At 37.8% G+C, this 20,420-nt stretch carries 16 protein-coding genes; all 16 read right to left on the reverse strand.

Annotated elements, in window-relative coordinates:
• Window positions 1–32 precede the first annotated feature (32 nt).
• The 16 genes from B3317_RS12755 to B3317_RS12830 all read right to left on the reverse strand — a co-directional run bounded on the left by B3317_RS12755 (window position 33) and on the right by B3317_RS12830 (window position 20,405).
• A complete protein-coding gene (locus B3317_RS12755; RefSeq protein ID WP_291112164.1) occupies window positions 33–1,031 on the reverse strand; it encodes a metallophosphoesterase family protein in 999 nt (332 codons plus the stop codon).
• An 11-nt stretch (window positions 1,032–1,042) separates the two neighbouring features.
• Window positions 1,043–2,521: a SusD/RagB family nutrient-binding outer membrane lipoprotein gene (locus B3317_RS12760; RefSeq protein WP_291112165.1), complete on the reverse strand. Its 1,479-nt coding sequence runs from the start codon at window positions 2,519–2,521 to the stop codon at window positions 1,043–1,045.
• A gap of 34 nt (window positions 2,522–2,555) precedes the next feature.
• A complete protein-coding gene (locus B3317_RS12765) occupies window positions 2,556–5,699 on the reverse strand; it encodes a SusC/RagA family TonB-linked outer membrane protein (protein WP_291112167.1) in 3,144 nt (1,047 codons plus the stop codon).
• Window positions 5,700–5,730: 31 nt separating this feature from the next.
• Window positions 5,731–6,309, reverse strand: coding sequence for a hypothetical protein (locus tag B3317_RS12770; RefSeq protein ID WP_291112168.1), 579 nt, complete (start codon window positions 6,307–6,309; stop codon window positions 5,731–5,733).
• Window positions 6,310–6,714: 405 nt separating this feature from the next.
• Window positions 6,715–7,494, reverse strand: a complete 780-nt coding sequence (locus B3317_RS12775; RefSeq protein WP_291112170.1) for a glycosyltransferase family 2 protein — start codon at window positions 7,492–7,494, stop codon at window positions 6,715–6,717.
• A 73-nt stretch (window positions 7,495–7,567) separates the two neighbouring features.
• Window positions 7,568–8,476, reverse strand: a complete 909-nt coding sequence (locus B3317_RS12780; RefSeq protein WP_291112172.1) for a glycosyltransferase family 2 protein — start codon at window positions 8,474–8,476, stop codon at window positions 7,568–7,570.
• Complete coding sequence (locus B3317_RS12785) at window positions 8,469–9,029, reverse strand: putative colanic acid biosynthesis acetyltransferase (RefSeq protein ID WP_291112174.1); 561 nt, start codon at window positions 9,027–9,029, stop codon at window positions 8,469–8,471. Before B3317_RS12785 ends, B3317_RS12780 begins: the two co-directional genes overlap by 8 nt.
• Entirely contained in the window at window positions 9,022–10,155 is a 1,134-nt protein-coding gene (locus B3317_RS12790; RefSeq protein WP_291112176.1) for a glycosyltransferase, read from the reverse strand. Before B3317_RS12790 ends, B3317_RS12785 begins: the two co-directional genes overlap by 8 nt.
• Before the next feature lie 12 nt (window positions 10,156–10,167).
• A complete protein-coding gene (locus B3317_RS12795; protein WP_291112177.1) occupies window positions 10,168–11,256 on the reverse strand; it encodes a glycosyltransferase in 1,089 nt (362 codons plus the stop codon).
• A complete protein-coding gene (locus B3317_RS12800; protein ID WP_291112178.1) occupies window positions 11,253–12,452 on the reverse strand; it encodes an O-antigen ligase family protein in 1,200 nt (399 codons plus the stop codon). The genes B3317_RS12795 and B3317_RS12800 overlap by 4 nt, the downstream gene beginning before the upstream one ends.
• Window positions 12,449–13,699 (reverse strand): glycosyltransferase family 4 protein, encoded by a 1,251-nt coding sequence (locus tag B3317_RS12805; RefSeq protein WP_291112180.1) that lies wholly within the window; start codon window positions 13,697–13,699, stop codon window positions 12,449–12,451. Before B3317_RS12805 ends, B3317_RS12800 begins: the two co-directional genes overlap by 4 nt.
• Before the next feature lie 11 nt (window positions 13,700–13,710).
• Window positions 13,711–14,703: a glycosyltransferase family 2 protein gene (locus B3317_RS12810; RefSeq protein WP_291112183.1), complete on the reverse strand. Its 993-nt coding sequence runs from the start codon at window positions 14,701–14,703 to the stop codon at window positions 13,711–13,713.
• Between the two features lie 18 nt (window positions 14,704–14,721).
• Window positions 14,722–15,615, reverse strand: a complete 894-nt coding sequence (locus B3317_RS12815; protein WP_291112186.1) for an alpha-1,2-fucosyltransferase — start codon at window positions 15,613–15,615, stop codon at window positions 14,722–14,724.
• Window positions 15,600–17,132, reverse strand: coding sequence for a lipopolysaccharide biosynthesis protein (locus tag B3317_RS12820; RefSeq protein WP_291112188.1), 1,533 nt, complete (start codon window positions 17,130–17,132; stop codon window positions 15,600–15,602). Before B3317_RS12820 ends, B3317_RS12815 begins: the two co-directional genes overlap by 16 nt.
• A gap of 77 nt (window positions 17,133–17,209) precedes the next feature.
• Entirely contained in the window at window positions 17,210–19,573 is a 2,364-nt protein-coding gene (locus B3317_RS12825) for a GumC family protein (protein WP_291112191.1), read from the reverse strand.
• A 40-nt stretch (window positions 19,574–19,613) separates the two neighbouring features.
• A complete protein-coding gene (locus tag B3317_RS12830; protein WP_291112194.1) occupies window positions 19,614–20,405 on the reverse strand; it encodes a polysaccharide biosynthesis/export family protein in 792 nt (263 codons plus the stop codon).
• Window positions 20,406–20,420: the final 15 nt, after the last annotated feature.

Consider the following 20,420-nt stretch of genomic DNA (forward strand, 5'->3'; position numbering starts at 1 on the left):
TATTTTTTTAAGACCGGACCGTCCAATAGCCTCTATTTCATTACAAATGAATCCGGATATTTCACATTATATAGAATAGTGTTATCACTGGAGTGTATCCAGGTATCAAATATCCGCTCATTGTCTGTAAGTTCAATAGCTCTTGCCCCGTAACCCAAGCTGGTATAGGTGGTCTTACTTCCTGAAAAACGGCCGTATGCAAGGCAAATCCCATTCAAGTATCCAATGTAATCGTTGTCATGATCGTGTCCTGTAAATGTACCCATTACATCTCCACCTTCAACCATTGCCGCAAACATTCCGGTATTTATAATTCCGGGGCACTCTTTCTCTGTTCTATTGCCAAATACAGGAGCATTCTTTACATAGTTCTTGGTTGTATCAGGCAATAGCGTATATTCCTGTAAGGGAATATGGAAAAATGCAAGAGCCGGATATGGTTTGCCACTATTTTCTCTCGTAAAGAAGGCACTGTTCTTCCTATACCAGTCTACCTGATCAAAGCCGAACCAGTTATATCCCTTTTGTTCACCTACTTTATTATACGCATTTGAATCCATAAAATAAAGTATTGCACCAGTTTTTTCCCGGGCATTCTTTACCTCAAGAACATAGTTTCCCACACCTGTTAAATATGCAGGCCCTATCTGTGCATAGCAATATGGTTTACTAATCACATAATCCATTATTTGCCGGCGAGTCCAGTCATGCTCATCGTCATGATTTCCCAATACGATCGCATATGGGATTTTTTGACTGATAACGGGAGCCAGAACCTCATCCCAACCGTTCTTTGCAGGAGTATCTGTAACAATATCACCTGTAAATGCTACAAGATCAGGCTTCTCATTATCAAGCACCTCTTTCATCATTCTGATAGACTTTGCAGATTCTTCAGATCCGCATTTATAATGTATATCAGTGAACTGTACAATTTTGAATTTTCCACTTTCATTAAAATGCAGCTTCTCCTGAGCATAAGCATTCGTAATGCATATAAGCATTAGCAATATTGACACTATTTTTTTCATTAATTCAATATTTATTTTAACCACCAGGTTTTTTGATTTATTTTATCATTGCCGTTTCCAAATTGTCTTGTTATAGCTGCTGATACGTTGTCTGCATTATAGTTATATTCCGATTGCGGATATATCCAGCGATAAGGAATTTCCACACCTTTTATGCGGTGAAATTCAGGGTAACCAGTCCGTAAGTTTTCATAGAAAGGAGTCCATCCTCCCTGAAAGAAACTTTGAAAGTACTTTTGCAATACAATAGCTTCTATTTTCTCATCATTTGTCAATTTTGTAGAAAAATTATTCGTCGGATTAGTCAGGTAGCTGTTTACTATATCTTCGCTAACATAGGCACTTAACCCTTTGGCATACGATTCATAAAACTTAAATGATGATTTTATACCATTATTGTAATATGTAGCCGCATCACCGGATATCCAGCCTCTGACACAAGCCTCTGATAAGATAAACTGTAATTCTGCATACCCTAACAAGATCGAAGGCTCATTGGTCGGGTCCTGATAGAAGCGTTCCAACACTTTCGAAACTTTTCCTTTTGTCGCTTTCTCATTCACTGTACCATATGGAGCTGCCGGATCTCCGCCTTCATAAGCAGTAAAATCATCAATGGCTTTTCCGGCCTCTTTTGCCTCTTTCGTTTGAGTACAAAATAAGAATAAGCGAGGATCTTTATGATCCTGAAGCCGTTTGATAAAAGTAGAGTCAATATACATTCCTGAACCGAAAGAACTTGAATTGAATTCTGGATAACGGTTGTCTGCCTGATCTAAATACACTAATTGCCCGTTATCCTGATTGCCGCTCATTAGTGGTTCACTTTGAACGATTGAAGCAAATTTGCTTTTGACATTCAGGTCTGTATCGCTTTCCTTATGAGATAAGGATAATAATACTTTCAGGCGGAACGAGTTTATAAGACGCTGCCATTTGTCTGTATCTCCATTATAGATTATATCTCCTTTAATTGCAGCCTTCTCATTTTCAATAATGGTATTGGCCTCCTCCAGTTCGTTGAGGATACCTATTATCACATCCTTCTGGTTATCATATACAGGTGCAAATATATTATCTGATTCGCCCTTTAATGCTTCCGAATATGGTATGTCTCCAAACCGGAGAGTCATGTTGTAGAAATAATATGCCCTAAAGAATTTTCCCAAAGCAACATAACTGTTTTCGTTTATCTTTTGGGCTTCCTCCATCATTTTACTGATATCTTTCATCTTTGTATATGAATAATCACCCCTGTTCCATTTATAATATTGATAGCTATTCTCACCATCTGTCTGTACCAGCATTTTATTTGCATAAAGAGGTGATGTTCCCAAAAACTCCCTGAAAGCAGTCCATTGTATCTGGGTAAGCAAAAGCTGAGGATGGGTTTCTGTCGGATTGTTCGGGTCTTTGTTTAGTTCTTCCAGGTCATTGCATGAAGTCACACAAACCAGAATGATAAAAATAAAAAATATAATCTTTTTCATAAATACGTTCTTATTTACAGGATAAATATTTCGATTAAAATTTCATTGTTGCAGAAAATCCGATATATCTTGACGAAGGATCCTGCAGATTGTCATCATTACCATAATCAGGATCTACATAAGGGATCTTTTTCCACATCAACAGATTGTAACCATACAATGAGACATCTAATGATTTGATTTGTCCCAGATCAACAATTTTTTTCAGATCGTAACCAATAGACAACCTTCTCAATTTGAAATAAGAGCGATCAAATACATTTGCAAATGTTTTATCATCAGAATCAAGTACCTGAGCCTGATAAGGATAAATCTGGCTCCATGTCTGCCAACTCACAACCGTAGTATTAGGTGCATAGGTACGAGTGTCAGACACAACCACACCATTCACATCCCGTGTAAGCTCGCCTCCGGTAACATTGACTCCCTTAGGTACATATATAGCATGCCCGGCTTCGTATTCTGCATCTCTGTATGTGGTTGATTCCGGATGCTTTCCTCCCCACCACATCTTTTCGATAGTAACTGATCTGAGCAGGCCTCCCCAGGCTCCATCTATATCAATCTCAACTTTGAAGTCTTTTATATTAAATTTATTCTGAAAACCTAAACGCCATGAGGGATCGAGGTGTCCAAGTTTTTTCTGATATGCATCTTTTATCGGCAATCCGCTATTTGTATCAATAATTAGTTGTCCGTCAGCCGAAGTTTGCCATACAGTAGCATAATATGCATCTGCCCTGTCACCTTTGCTTAATGCATTATACTTACTTTGTCCGCCATAAATATCGGTGAGACGTCTGACATACCGGCTCCAGTTTACGGCTACATCCCAAGAGAAATCTTTTGTAACAACAGGTTTCGCACCCAGGATTATCTCCACTCCATTTGTATTATATACATTCCCGTTTACCTTTCTGGAGGTAAATCCGGATGCTTCCGACACATTCAGATTGATGATCTGATTCTCATCTTTGATATGATAATAAGTAGCATCTAATGTTATCCTGTTTTTAATAAAAGCTGTTGATAATCCGAACTCATAGGATGTTGACTTTTCGGGTTTTATATTTGGATTGACCAGACTGCCGGGATATGTTACGGATGGAGTTGAACCATAAGTCACACCTTTTTGATATATCGCATATATACTGTACGGATCGAGGTCGCTGGATACCTGTGCCCATGATCCGTAAAGCTTTAAGTAATCTATTGCTTTAGGCATTTTCACATACTGCGATACAAGGGTACTAAGAGAGACTGAAGGATAAAAATATGAATTTTCCGAAGATGGTAAGGTCGAAGACCAGTCATTGCGGGCTGTAAAGTTTAAGAATACAGCATCATAAAAGTCTATATTGGCAGAGCCGTATATACTATGTACTTCTCTTTTGCGAACAATATTTGTTGCATTTGTCGGCCCTTGCGAATTACCCATGTTGTATAATCCGGGAACAATAAGTCCGTCTGTGGATTGATATTCTTCCTGATAGTTGGTATTTAATATTGAAGCTCCGACATTTGCGGTCAAATTGATTTTACTTGTTACAGGTTGAAAATAAGAAGCTAAAACATCAGCATCGATATTCCGTTGATTTCGATTCCATATCTTTAAATCACCAACTCGTGAATCTCCATAATTCATATAAGACTTTGGAGTTTGAAGGTCTTCATATGTCCCTATTTGGTGCATCGCGGCACGTCCCTGTATTCCTAAATTAGGAAGTATCTGCCAGTTGAGTCTCAACTTACCATCCAGTATGTCCTGGTCTCTCTTTTGTTGCAGTTCTTCTGTTGCAAAGTATGGATTATTATACCAGGCATAGTTGTAATTAGCTTGTCTATAACCTTCCAGTCCGGGAACCCATTGGTGTTTCTGAAGTTCTTTTCCATTCACATCGTTACCCATCCAAAGCAATATTGTGTACATGTGATTTTTAGGTCCATATCCATATCTCGGATAATTAGGAGAATATACTTTATTATAGGCTAATGAGGCATCAAGTTGGATATTGTTGCTAATATCGAATGATGAGTTGAAACTTAATCCGGTTGTTTGGAGCGAAGTGTTAGGCACCTGCCCTTTTTGATAGGCATATTTCCCCGATGCATAATAGCGGGCTTTAGCCCCTTTGTATGATACAGAGAAGTTATTATTTGTAACGACACCTGTACCTAAAAAATCTTCAAGATTATCGTGTGATACCCAATCAATCGGGACACGTTCATACAACGATTTATCATCATAAATTGTACCGGAAACATTCCCGTACCATTCAATGACCTCGCCTGTTTGTTTATTCCGGATCGGGCTGTTCCACTGGGCGATCTTCTGTCCTGTGTTCAATTTTGGCCCCCAGGTCATATCTCCGTCCGAAATACCGCCATCGGCTCCGTCCCAAAATTCGTATTTACCATTAGAACCGCTACCATACGTTTTCTGGGATTCGGGATATACTGTAAAACCGGCAGTAATCATATTGCTTGTGCTGACAGTGATTTCCAGTCCGTCCTTTTTTGCTGATTTACTCGTGATAAGTATAGCTCCGTTCTTACCCCGGGAACCGTACAAAGCGGAAGCCGTCGGACCTTTCAATACGTTCACACTTTCTATATTCTCACTCCCAATATCAAAAAAATCCGTTTCAACAGGAATACCGTCTAATACGATTAACGGATTTTTCCCTCTAAGAGAAAATGACGGAGCCTGAAACAGTCCGGTCGGGTTAGTCACCGTAAGTCCGGCAATTTGTCCCGACAAGGCACTACCCACATTCATAGTCTGGGACTCGCTGAGTGCCTCATTATTTATCTGCTGAGTCGTGTATCCAATCTTTTTCTTCTGTTGTTTAATCCCGATAGCCGTCACAACAACTTCATCCAGATTTTGCGACTCTTCGGACATTATGATGTCTATAATAGTTCTGTTATCTACTTTCACCTCTTGAGAAACAAACCCCATATAAGAAAAAATCAGGGTTTCGTCGCCAGCAGCTTTTATTTCATAATTACCATCAAAATCGGTAACGACACCCCTTGTTGTATTTTTAATACTAATATTAACCCCAATGAGTGTTTCTCCTTTCTTATCTTTTACAGATCCTTTAACCGTTTGGGCATGTACCATCCCCGGGAGAAGTAAGAATACTACTCCTAATAGCGTTAGTAATGTTTTCATTTATTGGTTTTTAAGTCAGATTATTTGATACTTAGTAGATATTATTTATTTTCACCTGATTGAATACACTGATTTGATCTTCGATGCTTTTCTTATTTTGGTCGAGGGCTCCTTCGAAAGCTTCGGTATCAGCTTCGCTTATGATAGTAAGGCTGACTTCCAAGATGTGAGTAAAATCATTAGCCGCTTTTTCCAAAGCGATATTTCCTTTCTTCACTTCTTTTTTCAGGTGCTTTTCTATTTTGCGAGTCGTATTATAAATATTGGGCTTCTTTATTATTGTCCGTCTCATCGGATCGCCGGGTACAACCTCCTCCTGAGTGACATAATATTCTTCCATCAGAACTTTGAGGCATGCGACTTTAGATCCGAATTCGTGCTCTTCGGCTTTCTGAATAGTATTGTTATCAAATGTTGATGGTACAGATGAATCGAACTCCCAGACATATCTTTTATTTTTCGCATCATCATCGTTTGTTGTTTTAGTAGTAATTATATCTGCTTTATTTTCAGCACCACGATGATTACTCGCATAATAGTTCTGAGCTGAAATATTAAGGATTATTCCGAGCATTAAAATAAATAGAGATAACCGATTAATTGTTTTCATACATTTTATGCTATTTTAAATTTATTGCACAAATGTAGAATGTCAATATTTCGCACTAATTAATACGATGTGACATTGCGGTTAATTAACTATTCAATAAAATACCAAATAAAAGATTATAATACTAATAGTCAAAAAAGTAGAATCTAACTTAAATATAAGGATTTAATATTAATGAAGCGGACGCTTCGAAAAAGGAGAAGTAAAATACTGTTTTGTAATAGATATGCCTTTAATGAGATATGATTGAAGTACAAATAAACAGATATATATGAAATTGTGGAAAAAGTCGTCTGCGAGGAAAAGAATATATAAAAATTTAAAGGAGTAAATTATGCAAATATGGGTTCTGGTGAATTTCTATAGAAAACGTGACCGATATTTATTTCAATAATATATGGGAAGTCATTTAAAATCTCTCTTCAATTTATTAAACAGTATTTGTAAAAATTTCTCTACATAACGCAGACTTTCAAGTATGTGATTTGAATAGACATCATTCTTTTTATATGCCAGCATATGATCCCTGAATATTTGTATATGGCTTGACATGCCTAATGTGGAGACTCCTCCGGTACGCATTGTCACACAATCTACCGGTACATATCTTATCTGTATTTTATTCACAAAAATCAGCCGCAGGAGATTTTCAAAGTCTGCACCGATTTTAAAGGCGCAGTCAAAAGTTCCATATTTATCATACACCGGTTTTCTACAATAGAATGATGGATGAGCAGGCATCCACCCCATCCGCATTTTCCATCTGCGGAAGCTTGCGGAAGAATAGTAGCGCACACATTTACCCACATTATTATGCTTCACATAATGAATGTCTCCATACACTGCATCTGCACCCGATAATCTGAGTTCTCTGACAAGAATTTCGAGAACCCCGTCAGATGTGTAGAAATCATCACTATTAAGGATGCCTACCACATCGCCTGTAGCCATCGCTATACCTTTGTTCATTGCATCATATATACCATTATCACATTCGCTTATCCAACGCATTCTGCCTGCAAACTGAGGCTCGTATTCTCTGACGATACTCATAGTGCTGTCCTTTGATGCTCCGTCAATAACAATATATTCAATGTCCTTGTAAGTCTGGCATAAGACACTTTCAATAGTATTCCTTACTGTTGTTTCGCTATTGTAAGTTGCTGTTATTATTGAGATTAACATATTTAATTTATACCTTCAATAGTGAATATAAGATATAGCGGAACCTTTATTATAGAGAGTTCTACAATATCCATCATTTTTTTATGAAAATATGATATTTGTCCGCTAATAAATTGCAAATTTTCTCTTTGTCCGCTCCACATTCCATCTTTATTTCATAAATCTTAGTATCAACGAGTACCCGATACCACCACCCCTGAATAAAAGTGAAGATGAATCCCTCCTTGCCTTCCCGCCATGCTCCCCTGATAATATAGCGGTATAAAAAGTAAGCGAACGCTCGCCAAAACAGCGGTTGACGAGTATATTTGAGTTTCTTCTGTCTTTTTTCCAAGGCTTGCTCACTAAGTCCATTAGTTCTTCCTTCGATGGCGGAATCAGACAAATTATATTCCAGGTTAAGCATTTCGGCAGCCTCACGTATTGCATAATTCACATGCTTGCGGCAAAACCATGATATATCATTGAGATTATGATCGCAGAAATCATTCTCGTATTCATCTGTTCGTCCTTCTGTAATCCTGATATGTTCATCCATCAATCGTTGCTCGCATACCGCCTTCCCTTTGCGAAACATTCTGAGCATTTTTACCGGATAAATGCCTCGCTTCATCCATCGCCCCATGAAAATATGCCGGCGGTTGAACACAATACCGGTAACATCCTGTGTTGCAAGTGGAATTTTCTTTTGCAATTCTTCAATTAGTTCAGGCAAAAGATACTCATCGGCATCTAGCCGCAGAATCCACTCCGTGTCAATGGAAAGATGTTCCAATGCCCAGTTAAATTGTGCCGCCTGATTTCCCGGCCATTGATGTTCTATTACTTCTGCTCCTAGAGAGAAAGCTATTTTTTGTGTTGCATCTGTTGAAAAGCAATCAACTATATATACCTTCCGGGCTAATTGATTTACACACTCCAAGCACCGTTTGATGTGCAATTGTTCGTTTTTGGTAAGAATAATAACTGTCAGGTCAAGCATCTTGTATAACTCTTCTTTTTATGAATTTAGCGGGATTACCGCCGACTACCGTCCATGGTTCCACATCTCTGAATACGGCGGCACAAGCACCGACCACCGCTCCCTGCCTTACCGTAACTCCCATACCCACAAAAGCACCCGTAGCGACCCATGCCTGATCTTCTATAACGATAGGGGCTGTAATCAATGGATTGAGCGGATTAGTTATATCATGGCTTGCCGTACAGAGGTAAGCTCCTTGCGATATTGTTGAGTTTGCCCCAATTTTAACAAGGGCAACATTGTAGCAATTTACCTCCGAAGCCAAACAAGAATAATGTTCCATTATCAGATTTGCCGGATAGTAGATCCTTGCAGATGAGTAAATCACGGCGGTCGCATCTATCTTCGCTCCAAAAATCCGGAGTAAAAAACGTTTCCATCCGCTACCAAGGCTACGAGGTAGCCAACCGGCGAACAATACCCAAACAATCGACCATATAAAACGTATAGCCTGATGCTTACAGGATAAAATATTCCGGTACTTCGATAAATTAATCTTTGCTTCACTCATATACAAATTCTGGTTTTGAGGCCTGACCGAGAATCCACTGATATAAATGCTTCATTTTCCCGGCAAGAACTTCAACAGAGTAATTTTCACGCATTAGCTGTTTACCATTCATTCCCATATATATGCGTTCTTCTTCCGTCAGAGAAATAGCCTCTATCAATGTCTTAGTTATGCTTTCCTGATCGTTATCAATCCACCAGCCACAATGATGAGTTTCCAATTCTCTCCACGGCATTCCCCTGGAAGCTATCACCGGGACTCCTCTTACCAATGCTTCCGTAACAATATTACCAAAGTTTTCAAAATCGCTGGGAACAACAAGTAACGAGAGTTGCGTCATTATTTCATCCTTCTCTTTACCTGATAAGAATCCGGTAAACTTAACATTGGATAGATTCAGACGTTTAACTTCATTGTGCAGGAACCTTTCGTAAACATTATCTCCGGAACCGATAATGGCAAGGTGTAAATTGCTTGTTTTATCTCTTGAATCATTCATTGCGTAAATCAATTTTTCGATACGCTTACGCGGATGAATACGACCGAGATAACCAATTTTCATTTGCGGCTTATCAGGTATCGGACGATCAACAACATGGTTTATATCTATCGGATTGGGCAATACCGCCACGGGATTGCAAAACCCTAATGTGCGATAATGCTCCATTTCTTCAATACATGTAGCTTGAATGCAGGCCGCCTTTTGTAAATCTTTCCGTTGATACAGAATTAACGATGCTTTCTTAACCAAAGCCGAATGAGCCAGAGCTTGCGGATAAAGCATTCCCCGGAGGGTCATAATATACGGTTTCCCATGCCGGCGGGCATAAGATGTTACACCATGCCCCAGGTATTGCCACAATCCATGCACATGATATAGGTCATACACAGACAATTTATCCAACATTTCTTTCAGCCCTGGCATATACCCCAAGCGCACATTTCTCATCACAGCCGTATAATGAATGGTCATGTTATTGGCTATCAATTTGTCCTTTTCGCGCAAGGGGGACATTATGACTTCAGCCCTTTCCCCGGCATCATTCAGTCCTTTCACGGTTAAATAAAGACTCAAAGCCGGACCTCCCGATTGGATACCCAATGAGCCTGAATGCAATATTTTCATTTTATATAGGTATCAATCATTATTCAACCATGAGGGTATAATTCTTTTGTCCGGATCAGTAAGGACAGCATTGAAATAAGTGGCAGCATTATCTCCTGAAATATGATCGTAAGTCCAATTGATTATGTTTCTACGCTGTTTCTGCGTGATTGGACCTTTCTCTAGCCATTTCCGGAGTTGCATTTTCATATCGGAATTATACTCGTCGAAGCAAAAAACACCGCCTCTCTCATTATTATCCAGAAGGGCGGAGGCTCCGCAATTTTCGGAGCAAAGTACTCTTGTGCCACACATCAAAGCCTCATTGACCACCGCTCCCCAACCATCATATAAACTGGGGAGGATTAAAAGGTCGGATCGGGAAAGATAGTCTGTAATATTTTCATTTGGTATGGCTCCTACATATTTTATTTGCTGTTCTTCCTCTATTATTTTCAGAAGCCGGGATTCCAAACTTCCATTCCCAATAATATAAAAAGTGTTGAATAAGCATGTCTGAGTTTTTATCACTTTTACCAAGTTAAGAATATTCTTATTAACATCAAGCCGGCCAATAAAAATAATGTTAGGCTTAGTTTGTTCTATAATGCTCTTTGCATGAATGTGCCGGTGTTCGGTAAAATACCCCCACTGATATATTTTTTCTTTGGGGAAACCGCTCTTTATATAACATTCTTCCCCTTTGTATCCGGTAACAAAAAGAACATTGATATATTTTTCGTATCGGATACGAAGATACTTGTATTTTAATCTTCGTAATAATCCCGTAATTCCCAACCACTTATATGGTTCCAGCATTACTGCAATCCGGCAATGATTTTTGGCAGCCTGCTTAAACACGGCATACACCATAGGATTGGCATCAATACCCGAAAATATGTGATAAGATTCTTTATCAGCCAATAATTCAGAGATTTTGCTGTCGTCAGGTGCTATTATTATGCGGGCGTTACCCATTTGCGGCACCTTCCATCCTTCCTTCAAACGTGCCGCACTGCACTCCCGCTCTACAACAAGAGTTACCGGATTGATTGCTGAAAGAGACTTAATAAATGCAGACTGATGAATACTTATTACATTTTGCCAGAAAACTAAACTCATTCTGATTCTTGAGATTGCTTAAATTTGATATAACATGAAGCGGTACCCAGACACAGCCATAGATAGAAGAAAAAGAAACTCCCGGAGGAAATAACATAGCCTTCGGCCATCATGTGTATTCCCAAAAAGACTAAAGAGCTTATTAATAAAAGCGATGTCTGATCCCCTATTCTATTTAGTTCCCATATTGTCTTGCAATAAATCAGAACAAAGATAAAAAAAGAGAAAATACCTGTGCTTGAAAGTAGGAACAACCAACCATTGCCAGGCTCGACCGTTCCGGTGTACTTGCTTTCGACAACACTTGCTTTCGGTAATCTGACTGCCCCGTATCCATATCCGATGAAAGGGCTATACTTAAATTCCTCGATTCGAGATTCCCACCTTCCCGCACGACTGCTTATCATCGACCCTCTACTTTCGGAATATGCAACCTTCATTTGAATTGTTTCAGTATATTTCCACCAAAAAGGGGATGTAGCCGCTATTACAATAACAATTGCCGCAGCATAACGAATAAATTTCGACAGGTTGCGAAAATATAACCAAATCCACACTGTAAAAGCGCCGACAAACGACAATAAGGCAGCCCTCGATCCGGCAAGCAGGCAGGAAAAGAAACATATTATGACGGCAATCCATAGTACATATTTCTTTTTCTTCGATAATATTTCTTTCTTGAATAAACCATATTGAATACCGTACAATACAGCTAAGGCTGCTACAGGCCCCATAGTCATAGAATGAACTGTGATTCCTCCGAATAAATTTCCTCGCTCGGTAATTGTGACAGGACGGTATATGATATAAAGAATAAAGGATATTACTCCTATCCCCATAAACATCCATGAAATATAATTTAACGATAAGATTCGCACATTGCACAACCACTGATTTTGGAACAGCGGCCCTATGCAAAATATAATCAAAATAAGTCCTATGAATCTTTCCCATGGATGGAAAAATCCCGGGATATCATTGCCTAAAATAGAAAGAAAACAAATGTAAAAGAATAAGATTACCAACCAATTAATTTTATTATTTCGATTCATCAGCACAACTATGCCTAACATGGCAAACGCACCATAATATATTGCTACGGAAAGTGATGGCACAAATTTTATAATTCGCATCATTGGGAGCAATACACAAATCAGTGCAAATACCGATTCCTTATGAAAAAAATTGTTGTTCATTCGTGAAAATCGTCGATTTGTTTGAGGAACCTAGCTATTAAAAAATCTATATCATGGGAAATCTGTAACTTTTGCCGGAATCGCTGGCAGGCAAAAGTGTGTATCATTTCAGCTAATTGATGATAATTATGCTTCTGAAATACCCATTTGTCATATTCCGGTGATGACAGGTATTCTGTCGCACCCTGGCCTTCACAAATCATAAAAGGAACGCCACATGCATAGGCCTCAGTAAATACACATCCAAATCCCTCATAGACAGACGGCAATACGAACAAGTCAAGCGTGTTGTAATAGGTGCATAATTGAGAATGATCGACTTCTGAGTCGAATTGAATATACCTATTCAATCCTGCATCTGTCACATAATTTTTACATTTTTTCAATTCGGGACCACTCCCGATAAAAGATACTTTAATATCTGTAAGCCCATGGTTATTAATCAATTCTTCTGTCGCTTTAATCAAAGTAATCTGATCTTTCAATGTCTGGAAATTTGCAATACACCCTATTTTAAATAATCCCGTAGTTTGATTTTTCTTTAAAGGATAGAACTTATTTTTATCTACTCCATTATAAAGTACTATGGACCGGGCAATACGAGGAGACGACATACGCTTTATCCTTATCAATTTTTTAATATAGGGAACATAATCCTCCAACGGAGAAGCTGACGGAAACAGATGAAGATTATCATTTACAATCTTACTGATTGATATATGAATATCTATATTTTCAAATAACCGTACATTCATCATAGCCCGAAACCATAAGTTAGGGAGCCAGGCAGATAATTTTCCATTGAGTATCGTGAATGGGTCCCTGCTATGATGTTGTAGAAGAACCCTGATATGGGGGTATTGTTTTTTTAATGCTACCCCTAAAGCACCGAATGTAGATGTGTGACAATGCACATACTTAATTTGTTTACCCGGAATACCACATTTGTAAAAGGTTTTTAGAAACTTATGCGCATTGTAGGAGTTCAAAATCCCGTTGAAAAAATAAGACGGCATATTTCGCATGGGAAACAGATGAACTTTAATTCCTCCATATTCATATATCTCCTGTTTTTCATTACTCCGGCAGGGCGCAAACACAACAACTTTGTACTCACTATTCCGGGCGATAGCCTGTACCTGATCATATATATAAGGGCCCCGAAACGATTCTCCCGACGGGAAAAAAGGGGTGATTACAATGTAATATTTACCACTGTCTTGGGGAACGTCTGTAACCTTTTGCATAGAATAAACAACTACCGAATAAGTTTACGGGCTATATCTTTAGCATAATCAATCAAATGGCGGAATGTTAAAGTCCATGAAATACCGGGTTTGTCTGATGCCAGTAGCGACTTTATATCCCGTGTATATCCATCGTTAATAGTTTTAATATATAGTACTTCAGATTTTAATATGTCAAGTTGCCAGCTTTCGACTTTTTTTATTAACCCCGTTAAGTATATACAATACAATATATTACGACAAATATTGTAAGAAAATTCTTCGACACAGTTTTCAGAAATATATTTATTATATTTAATACGAAGTTGAATCATGTTTTCGATATAGTTCTGAATTTTAGCAATGAGAGAAGCTTGTTTTGAATGTGAAATTGAATTTTGTAATATACGATAACGGTAGATTTTTTCCGAACATCTCAAAACAGAACATGATTTCTCGCTAAATAAAGAAGTAAGGAAACAGATATCCTGCCCCAATTTTAAGTTTTCCTCAAACCTTATTGAGCCGATAAGATCCTTCTTGTATAATTTCCCCCATATTGAGCATAATGTATTATAAGTCAGTACATCTCTTAGCATTTGATCGCCGGAAGTTATTTTATCAGGGAAAACAGGCCGTTTATAGTTGTAATCTTTGCCATTCTCATGCATGCCTTGACATTCACCACAAACAAGCTCAGCTTCAGTAATAGCTAATTTGTCAAATAATATTCGTAATGCATCTGGTGTTAGCATATCGTCCGAATCTACAAAAAATATGTATTCTCCATTAGCCTTCTCCAAACCTATATTCCTCGCACGACATGCGCCCCGGTTTTCCGTCCTGACATATATAATACGGTTATCTGTATGGGCATAGCCCTGACATATATCACCGGAAGAGTCAGTGCTGCCGTCATTAACTAGAAATAATTCCCAGTTTGTATATGTTTGTTCCAGTATAGATTCTATACATTCGACAATATATTTTTCTACATTATATACTGGTACTATAATTGAAATCATAGGATTATACTATTCTGTTTAATTATCAAATCTTAACCAGTCACAAGGCACCACTTCGTCGCCCGGGTTTCCTATAAACCATTTTCTTGGAGATATAACTATTTTAGCGGGATTTTGGTTAAGCCATGCACCCCACCAGCTGAAACTACTGTTGGCTATAATATTGTGAGTGCAATGAGCCATCAAAATCAAATCTTTAAATGAATCTTCTCCTTGATTCCAATCCACATATTCACAATCGCATCCAATAAGGAGATTCTCCTTAACCCAAGGAATATCATCGGAAAATATTACAAATACAGGATTATGATATTTTATTTTAAAATAAGAGATTGCACGTTGATAATATTCTGTACCATGGAAAACATTATACAAAGGGAGACCGATGTAATCCCCTCTGCGAATATGCAAACTGATAGTCTCATATTTTTTTATTCGGGCAAGAAGTCCGTCATTATCCGCTCCCAAAGAAGCATATTGCATCAAGTTCTTTTGTAATTCTTCTTTTACCACAGAAGTAAACATGTCATTTTGAAAAAATCCGGCAAATATCATTTTTTGATTATTATCAATAATCTTTGCCATTTTATTGGGGGTAATTATAGCTGAATTATAAAAAGTCTTATACCCTAACAATTTATACCATGCTATTCTGGCTATCCGATGTGCCTTAGACTCTTTTTTATTATAAGACTTCCGATAATATTCAGCGGTATTGATTTTCTCCACAAAATCTGTGGAAAAAATTTTTTGAATCTCAATTCCATTATGAAAGTGATTGTAGCAATATTGACCAAAATCGGGAATAATTTTCACTTCGGGGAAATTTTTCTCTATATAGAGCATTGTTGCATATTGGAATAACTGATTACCCAGACCTCCCCTATATATAAATCTTATAGTTTTTTCCATGCTATTACTTTTTTAAATAACAAATTTTTAACTGCGAGTCTTTCTTTATATGTGAGGCCAATAGCTAATATTATAAATATTAAAACAGCCCATGACGATACGACAGACAATATTAAATTACCTAAAACCGAATAATGAAAATTACTTATTATAAGATAACTAATCCATAAGCTACTTACCAAAACAACCAAGGTCGTAAAACATTCATTTCTGATAAATGACACTACTTCAAAAACGATATTCTTTTTAAGAAAATATAAAGAATAACCTAATATTATAATCTGGGCGATAACCTTTGAAACCAGGATATATTCAAACGGCATTCCGATTTGGAGATATAACCAGGCAACGGGGATAGAAATTATCCATAAAACAGAAGTCACAATCTGATACCGTTGAATTGCACCATGTGCCATTACAGCAGTCGAGAGAGGACCGATTAAAGAATCGAGATAAACCGATACGATAGAGAACATACATAAAGTTCCTGTATTTACAGGAACATCTTTCAGCCATAATTTTAGTATGATATTCATTTCCAGGATAAGAGGAACGGCAAGAAAAAAAAGAAGATAGGAAGAAACTTTAGCACACATCCTGATTAATGATTGATAATCCTCTTTCTCGTTGCATGTTATTGCTTTTGTAATCTGTGGATTGAATGCTGTTTGTACATTTTGCATAAATCCGTATACATTTCCATTGACTTGGTTGGCAATTCCCATGGCAGCACTTGCTACAGTACCTCCATAAATATTTATAAGCATATTATTTCCTTGAGAGACACCCATTACTGCCCCCATTTTCAGAATGTTCCAACCGGTGAAAGATACCATTTCTTTAAATAAATCCCCGTTCCATTGAAAATTATAGCGGCAGGTTGAAAATCGGATACGGCAATAAATTCGGTCAATTACGAATTTAATAATGGCAACAACTGCAAGAAATGCCGCGTAAAAAATCAAACGTTCAGAATCGGTTACAACAAGAAGCCACGCCACACCAAGTTTGAGCATCGCGCTGATTACACTGGACCACGCAAAATACGACATCTTCTCATAAGCGATAATGGAGCCTGTATAGGGTACATTTAATATACCCAAAACGCATGAAAGCAATGCCAGCTGATAAACCCAATTGGCAGCATGCATTTTCGCCGCAGGTATATTAAGTTGGGTATTTAAGAACCATAGCCCTATAGTTTCGGCAAATATCAGAATCACAAATGAAATAATCATATGACAATTCATGCTCATAGAAAATACGTTCTTTGTTTCTATCATGTCATTCTTGCCTATAGAAACAGTCAGAAACCGCTGGGTGGAACCATTAAGAGCATTATTGAAGAAGCTAAACAATACAGCCAGTCCACCAACTACGCTAAATATGCCAAAATCTTCTATTCCAAGATTCTCGAGAATAACCCGGCTGGTATATAGAGAAACTCCCATCATGAGCGTCATCCGCATATACAAGTAAATCGAGTTTTTAGCTATTCTTCTTTTGTCAGATCCCATTGAAATAATTATCAGATACTATATTTACCCTGCAATATCCTTTCGCACTATTTTGAGCAATAGACCATTATGCAGTTTTATTCGTCGCCGTGAGCATACCCGTAGCGGATATATCCGTACCGCCCGTGCATATATTGCGTCCCATTAAGAAGTAAGACCATATTGTTGTATTGATCTTTCTGGTACATTTCTTCTATTTCTGGCAACATTCTTCGATCCAGTAAGCCTGCTCTGACCACGAATACCGTGATATCTGTCACTTTACCGACAATAGAAGCGTCTGTAACCATTTCTATGGGGGTACAGTCAAGGAAAATATAGTCGTATTTTTCTCTCAATTTATCAAGTAATTCCTGTAGTCTGTCATCTAATAAAAGTTCCACGGGATTAGGAGGAACCGTTCCTACCGGAATAATATCCAGGTTAGGATGGATTACACCTTTCCGTATTATTTGATCCGGATCGTCTATCATTTTTCCCAGATAGTTGGATATTCCGGACGAAGGAGTATTTATATAGGAACTTAAAGATGCTTTTCTCATATCGAGATCTATTACAGCAACTTTCTTCCCTTTTATCGCCATACTTATGGCCAGATTTATTGCTGTAAATGTTTTTCCCGAACCGATATTGAAAGATGTGAACATGATAACCTTTTGATGCTTCTCTCCGTTTGTATTCAATATAAAATCAAGATTAGTGCGTATAACCCTGAATACTTCATTCATGTAATCTTTCCTCCCTTCCCGGACAATTATATCATCCCTATCCTTCGATGATTTGTTTTTTAAAAATAGTTTCTTCCGACCGTTCATTATCTGAGGGATTTCACCTATAAAAGGCAAGGATAGCGAGGATAAATCTTTGCGCCCTCTGAGCGTTATACGCATATTTTCCAAAATAATTATAATAATAACCGGCAGTAAAAATCCGGTGGCAGCAGCAACCAGTAATATCGACGTTTTCCGGGGAGTTGTTGGAGACATATTACCGGATGGTGGTGTTATTATTTTTGTATTATAAACTGTAAAAGTCTGTGATAGCTGGTTTTCTTCCTGTTTTTGTAACAAGAAAAGATATAGAGCTTCTTTTACAGTTTGTTGCCTTTCTACCGAAAGAAGATATTTTGCCTGCTCGGGGCTGGAAGCTATACGCTCATTGATTTTTGTCTCAGACTTTTGTATATTTTTTATTTGTGTGTCTAAAGTAACGAGCAGATTATCAACAGACGATATAATGGCTTCACGCATAAAAAGAAGTGATTGTTTCATATCCAGCACCAACGGGTTATTGTCACTACTGTTTGCCTGCAAAGTATTTCGTTTAAGTAACAGTGTGTTATACTCGTTTATCTGTCCTTCGATGTTTGCACCCTCGATCCCCAGATTTGCCGGTAATAACATATCTTTTGTCCGTGAATCCTTCAGGCGGGAAAGAATATACTTAGCGATAGTATGTTGGGTATTAAGAGCCTGTATTTTAGCATCGTTTTCATTTGATCTTACCATATATAAGTTAGATGCCGCCTGGATATCCGGTATCAGGTTTTGACTCTTAAATCTCGATATACTGTCTTCTACCCCACCCAATTCCTTTTCGATGACATTTAAGCGTTCTTCTATGAAAGATGATGTATTGACTGCGATTTGGGTCCTATCCTGAATCCAGTTTTTGTTATATACCGTAATCAGGGTATCCAGAATGTCTTCGGCCCGTTGAGCAGAAACATCGTTTAAGGAAATGTCTATGATGGTAGCATCATCATTGCTCAACCCGACATTCAATGCATTTGTATAATGATTGACAATGCTCCGGAGATCGGATTTCGTAAATAATATCTGTTGATTATGATATTTCCCGGCATAAAAGGTGGTAGGATGTATCGTAATGTTGCCCAAAGGTGTATTCATCGGCTCCGATAAGTTAATTTCCTTGTCCGTAAAATCCAGCTCTTCCCCATTAAGGGTAAGATTGGATAACCTTGCCTTACTTTGAGGAAGCAGTTCGATTTGGAAAGAAAAAGATTCGTTTACATTTGCCGGGTCGGTAGAAACTATTACCGGAGAGTTTTTATATAAAGACCTGTTTCTGAAAAATCCCTTTACACTATAATCTTCATCCAGTTTCATACGCTGAACGACCTCCTGCATCAATAGCGGGGATTTGAATGTCAATATCTCATTATTGATGTTCGTATTGGATTTGAACAATCCCATATCAGAAAAGGTATTTATATTATCGGACAACATCCCTCCTTTGGAAGAATTATCTTTAATTAATACCGCTGCGGAACGTGTGTATACCGGAGGGGTTATTGCAATGTACAGGGATGCGGAAATCAGGCATACCGTTAAAGAAATGACGAACCAATGCCATTTCTCTACTGACATTTTCCATAAATCCTGTATCCGGATAAAATCTTCTTCTGTTTTTTTCTTCATTTTCAAAAAGCTTATTATGACAGGTAATCTACAGTTTATATTATTTAAATATTAAAACGGCTAAAGTGGTTACAAAAGAGGCTATTGACATCCATAAAGAAACAGATTTCACATTATTGTCGTTGATGGTAGACTGTCCTGAGCGGGTACTGTTAGGCTCTATATATATTACATCATTTTGCCGGAGATAATATGCCGGAGATGAAAATGTTTCGGACGAGCGTAAGTCCATTTTATATGTAATACGGTTTCCATCCTTCTCCCTGATAACGAAAACACCATTCCGTTTACCGTAAATAGTCAGATCGCCGGCCATACTTATGGCCTCGAGGAGTGTAATTTGATCTCTGTCTATACTATATTTACCGGGATTTTTTACTTCGCCTAATACGGATATTTTCAGATTCAGGAAATCGACCGTTACAACCGGATCATTTACCAGATTTTCATTTAAGAGTCTTTCCTTTATCATAGATGACAATTGCTTCCTGTTGAATCCCGCAACGTGAATAGTCCCCAATACAGGGAAATCTATGTTACCACCCGAGTCGACGGTATAACCCAGTATCTGAGTGCCCGCATTTTCATTTGAGGTTGTACTTCCTGCCTGATATGAAACTTTTGGCAGATTGAATAGAGTAGCAAGTTCGGGATTCTTGCTTGATACCACTATCGAAATCAAATCTTTGGGCATGACTTCTATATCAGAAGATTTAACAGTTGAAATATTTTGTCCTAAAGGAATATCCTGAAAATATGTAATATTTTTAGACGAATTACATGATGAAAAGAATAAAATACAAATAGATAAAAAAAGCAATAAAGATCTCATAAAATTTTATACTTA

This window comes from Dysgonomonas sp. UBA7710 (genome assembly GCF_002482385.1).
In the GTDB taxonomy this organism is placed as follows: Bacteria; Bacteroidota; Bacteroidia; order Bacteroidales; family Dysgonomonadaceae; genus Dysgonomonas.

Bases quoted from the DNA above. Each gene is read 5' to 3' on its own strand.
- B3317_RS12765 (WP_291112167.1), bottom strand. From the start codon at position 5,699: ATGAAAACATTACTAACGCTATTAGGAGTAGTATTCTTACTTCTCCCG.
- B3317_RS12760 (WP_291112165.1), bottom strand. From the start codon at position 2,521: ATGAAAAAGATTATATTTTTTATTTTTATCATTCTGGTTTGTGTGACT.
- B3317_RS12785 (WP_291112174.1), bottom strand. From the start codon at position 9,029: ATGAGTGAAGCAAAGATTAATTTATCGAAGTACCGGAATATTTTATCC.
- B3317_RS12800 (WP_291112178.1), bottom strand. From the start codon at position 12,452: ATGAACAACAATTTTTTTCATAAGGAATCGGTATTTGCACTGATTTGT.
- B3317_RS12790 (WP_291112176.1), bottom strand. From the start codon at position 10,155: ATGAAAATATTGCATTCAGGCTCATTGGGTATCCAATCGGGAGGTCCG.
- B3317_RS12795 (WP_291112177.1), bottom strand. From the start codon at position 11,256: ATGAGTTTAGTTTTCTGGCAAAATGTAATAAGTATTCATCAGTCTGCA.
- B3317_RS12770 (WP_291112168.1), bottom strand. From the start codon at position 6,309: ATGAAAACAATTAATCGGTTATCTCTATTTATTTTAATGCTCGGAATA.
- B3317_RS12780 (WP_291112172.1), bottom strand. From the start codon at position 8,476: ATGCTTGACCTGACAGTTATTATTCTTACCAAAAACGAACAATTGCAC.
- B3317_RS12810 (WP_291112183.1), bottom strand. From the start codon at position 14,703: ATGATTTCAATTATAGTACCAGTATATAATGTAGAAAAATATATTGTC.
- B3317_RS12825 (WP_291112191.1), bottom strand. From the start codon at position 19,573: ATGAAGAAAAAAACAGAAGAAGATTTTATCCGGATACAGGATTTATGG.
- B3317_RS12775 (WP_291112170.1), bottom strand. From the start codon at position 7,494: ATGTTAATCTCAATAATAACAGCAACTTACAATAGCGAAACAACAGTA.
- B3317_RS12830 (WP_291112194.1), bottom strand. From the start codon at position 20,405: ATGAGATCTTTATTGCTTTTTTTATCTATTTGTATTTTATTCTTTTCA.
- B3317_RS12815 (WP_291112186.1), bottom strand. From the start codon at position 15,615: ATGGAAAAAACTATAAGATTTATATATAGGGGAGGTCTGGGTAATCAG.
- B3317_RS12820 (WP_291112188.1), bottom strand. From the start codon at position 17,132: ATGGGATCTGACAAAAGAAGAATAGCTAAAAACTCGATTTACTTGTAT.
- B3317_RS12755 (WP_291112164.1), bottom strand. From the start codon at position 1,031: ATGAAAAAAATAGTGTCAATATTGCTAATGCTTATATGCATTACGAAT.
- B3317_RS12805 (WP_291112180.1), bottom strand. From the start codon at position 13,699: ATGCAAAAGGTTACAGACGTTCCCCAAGACAGTGGTAAATATTACATT.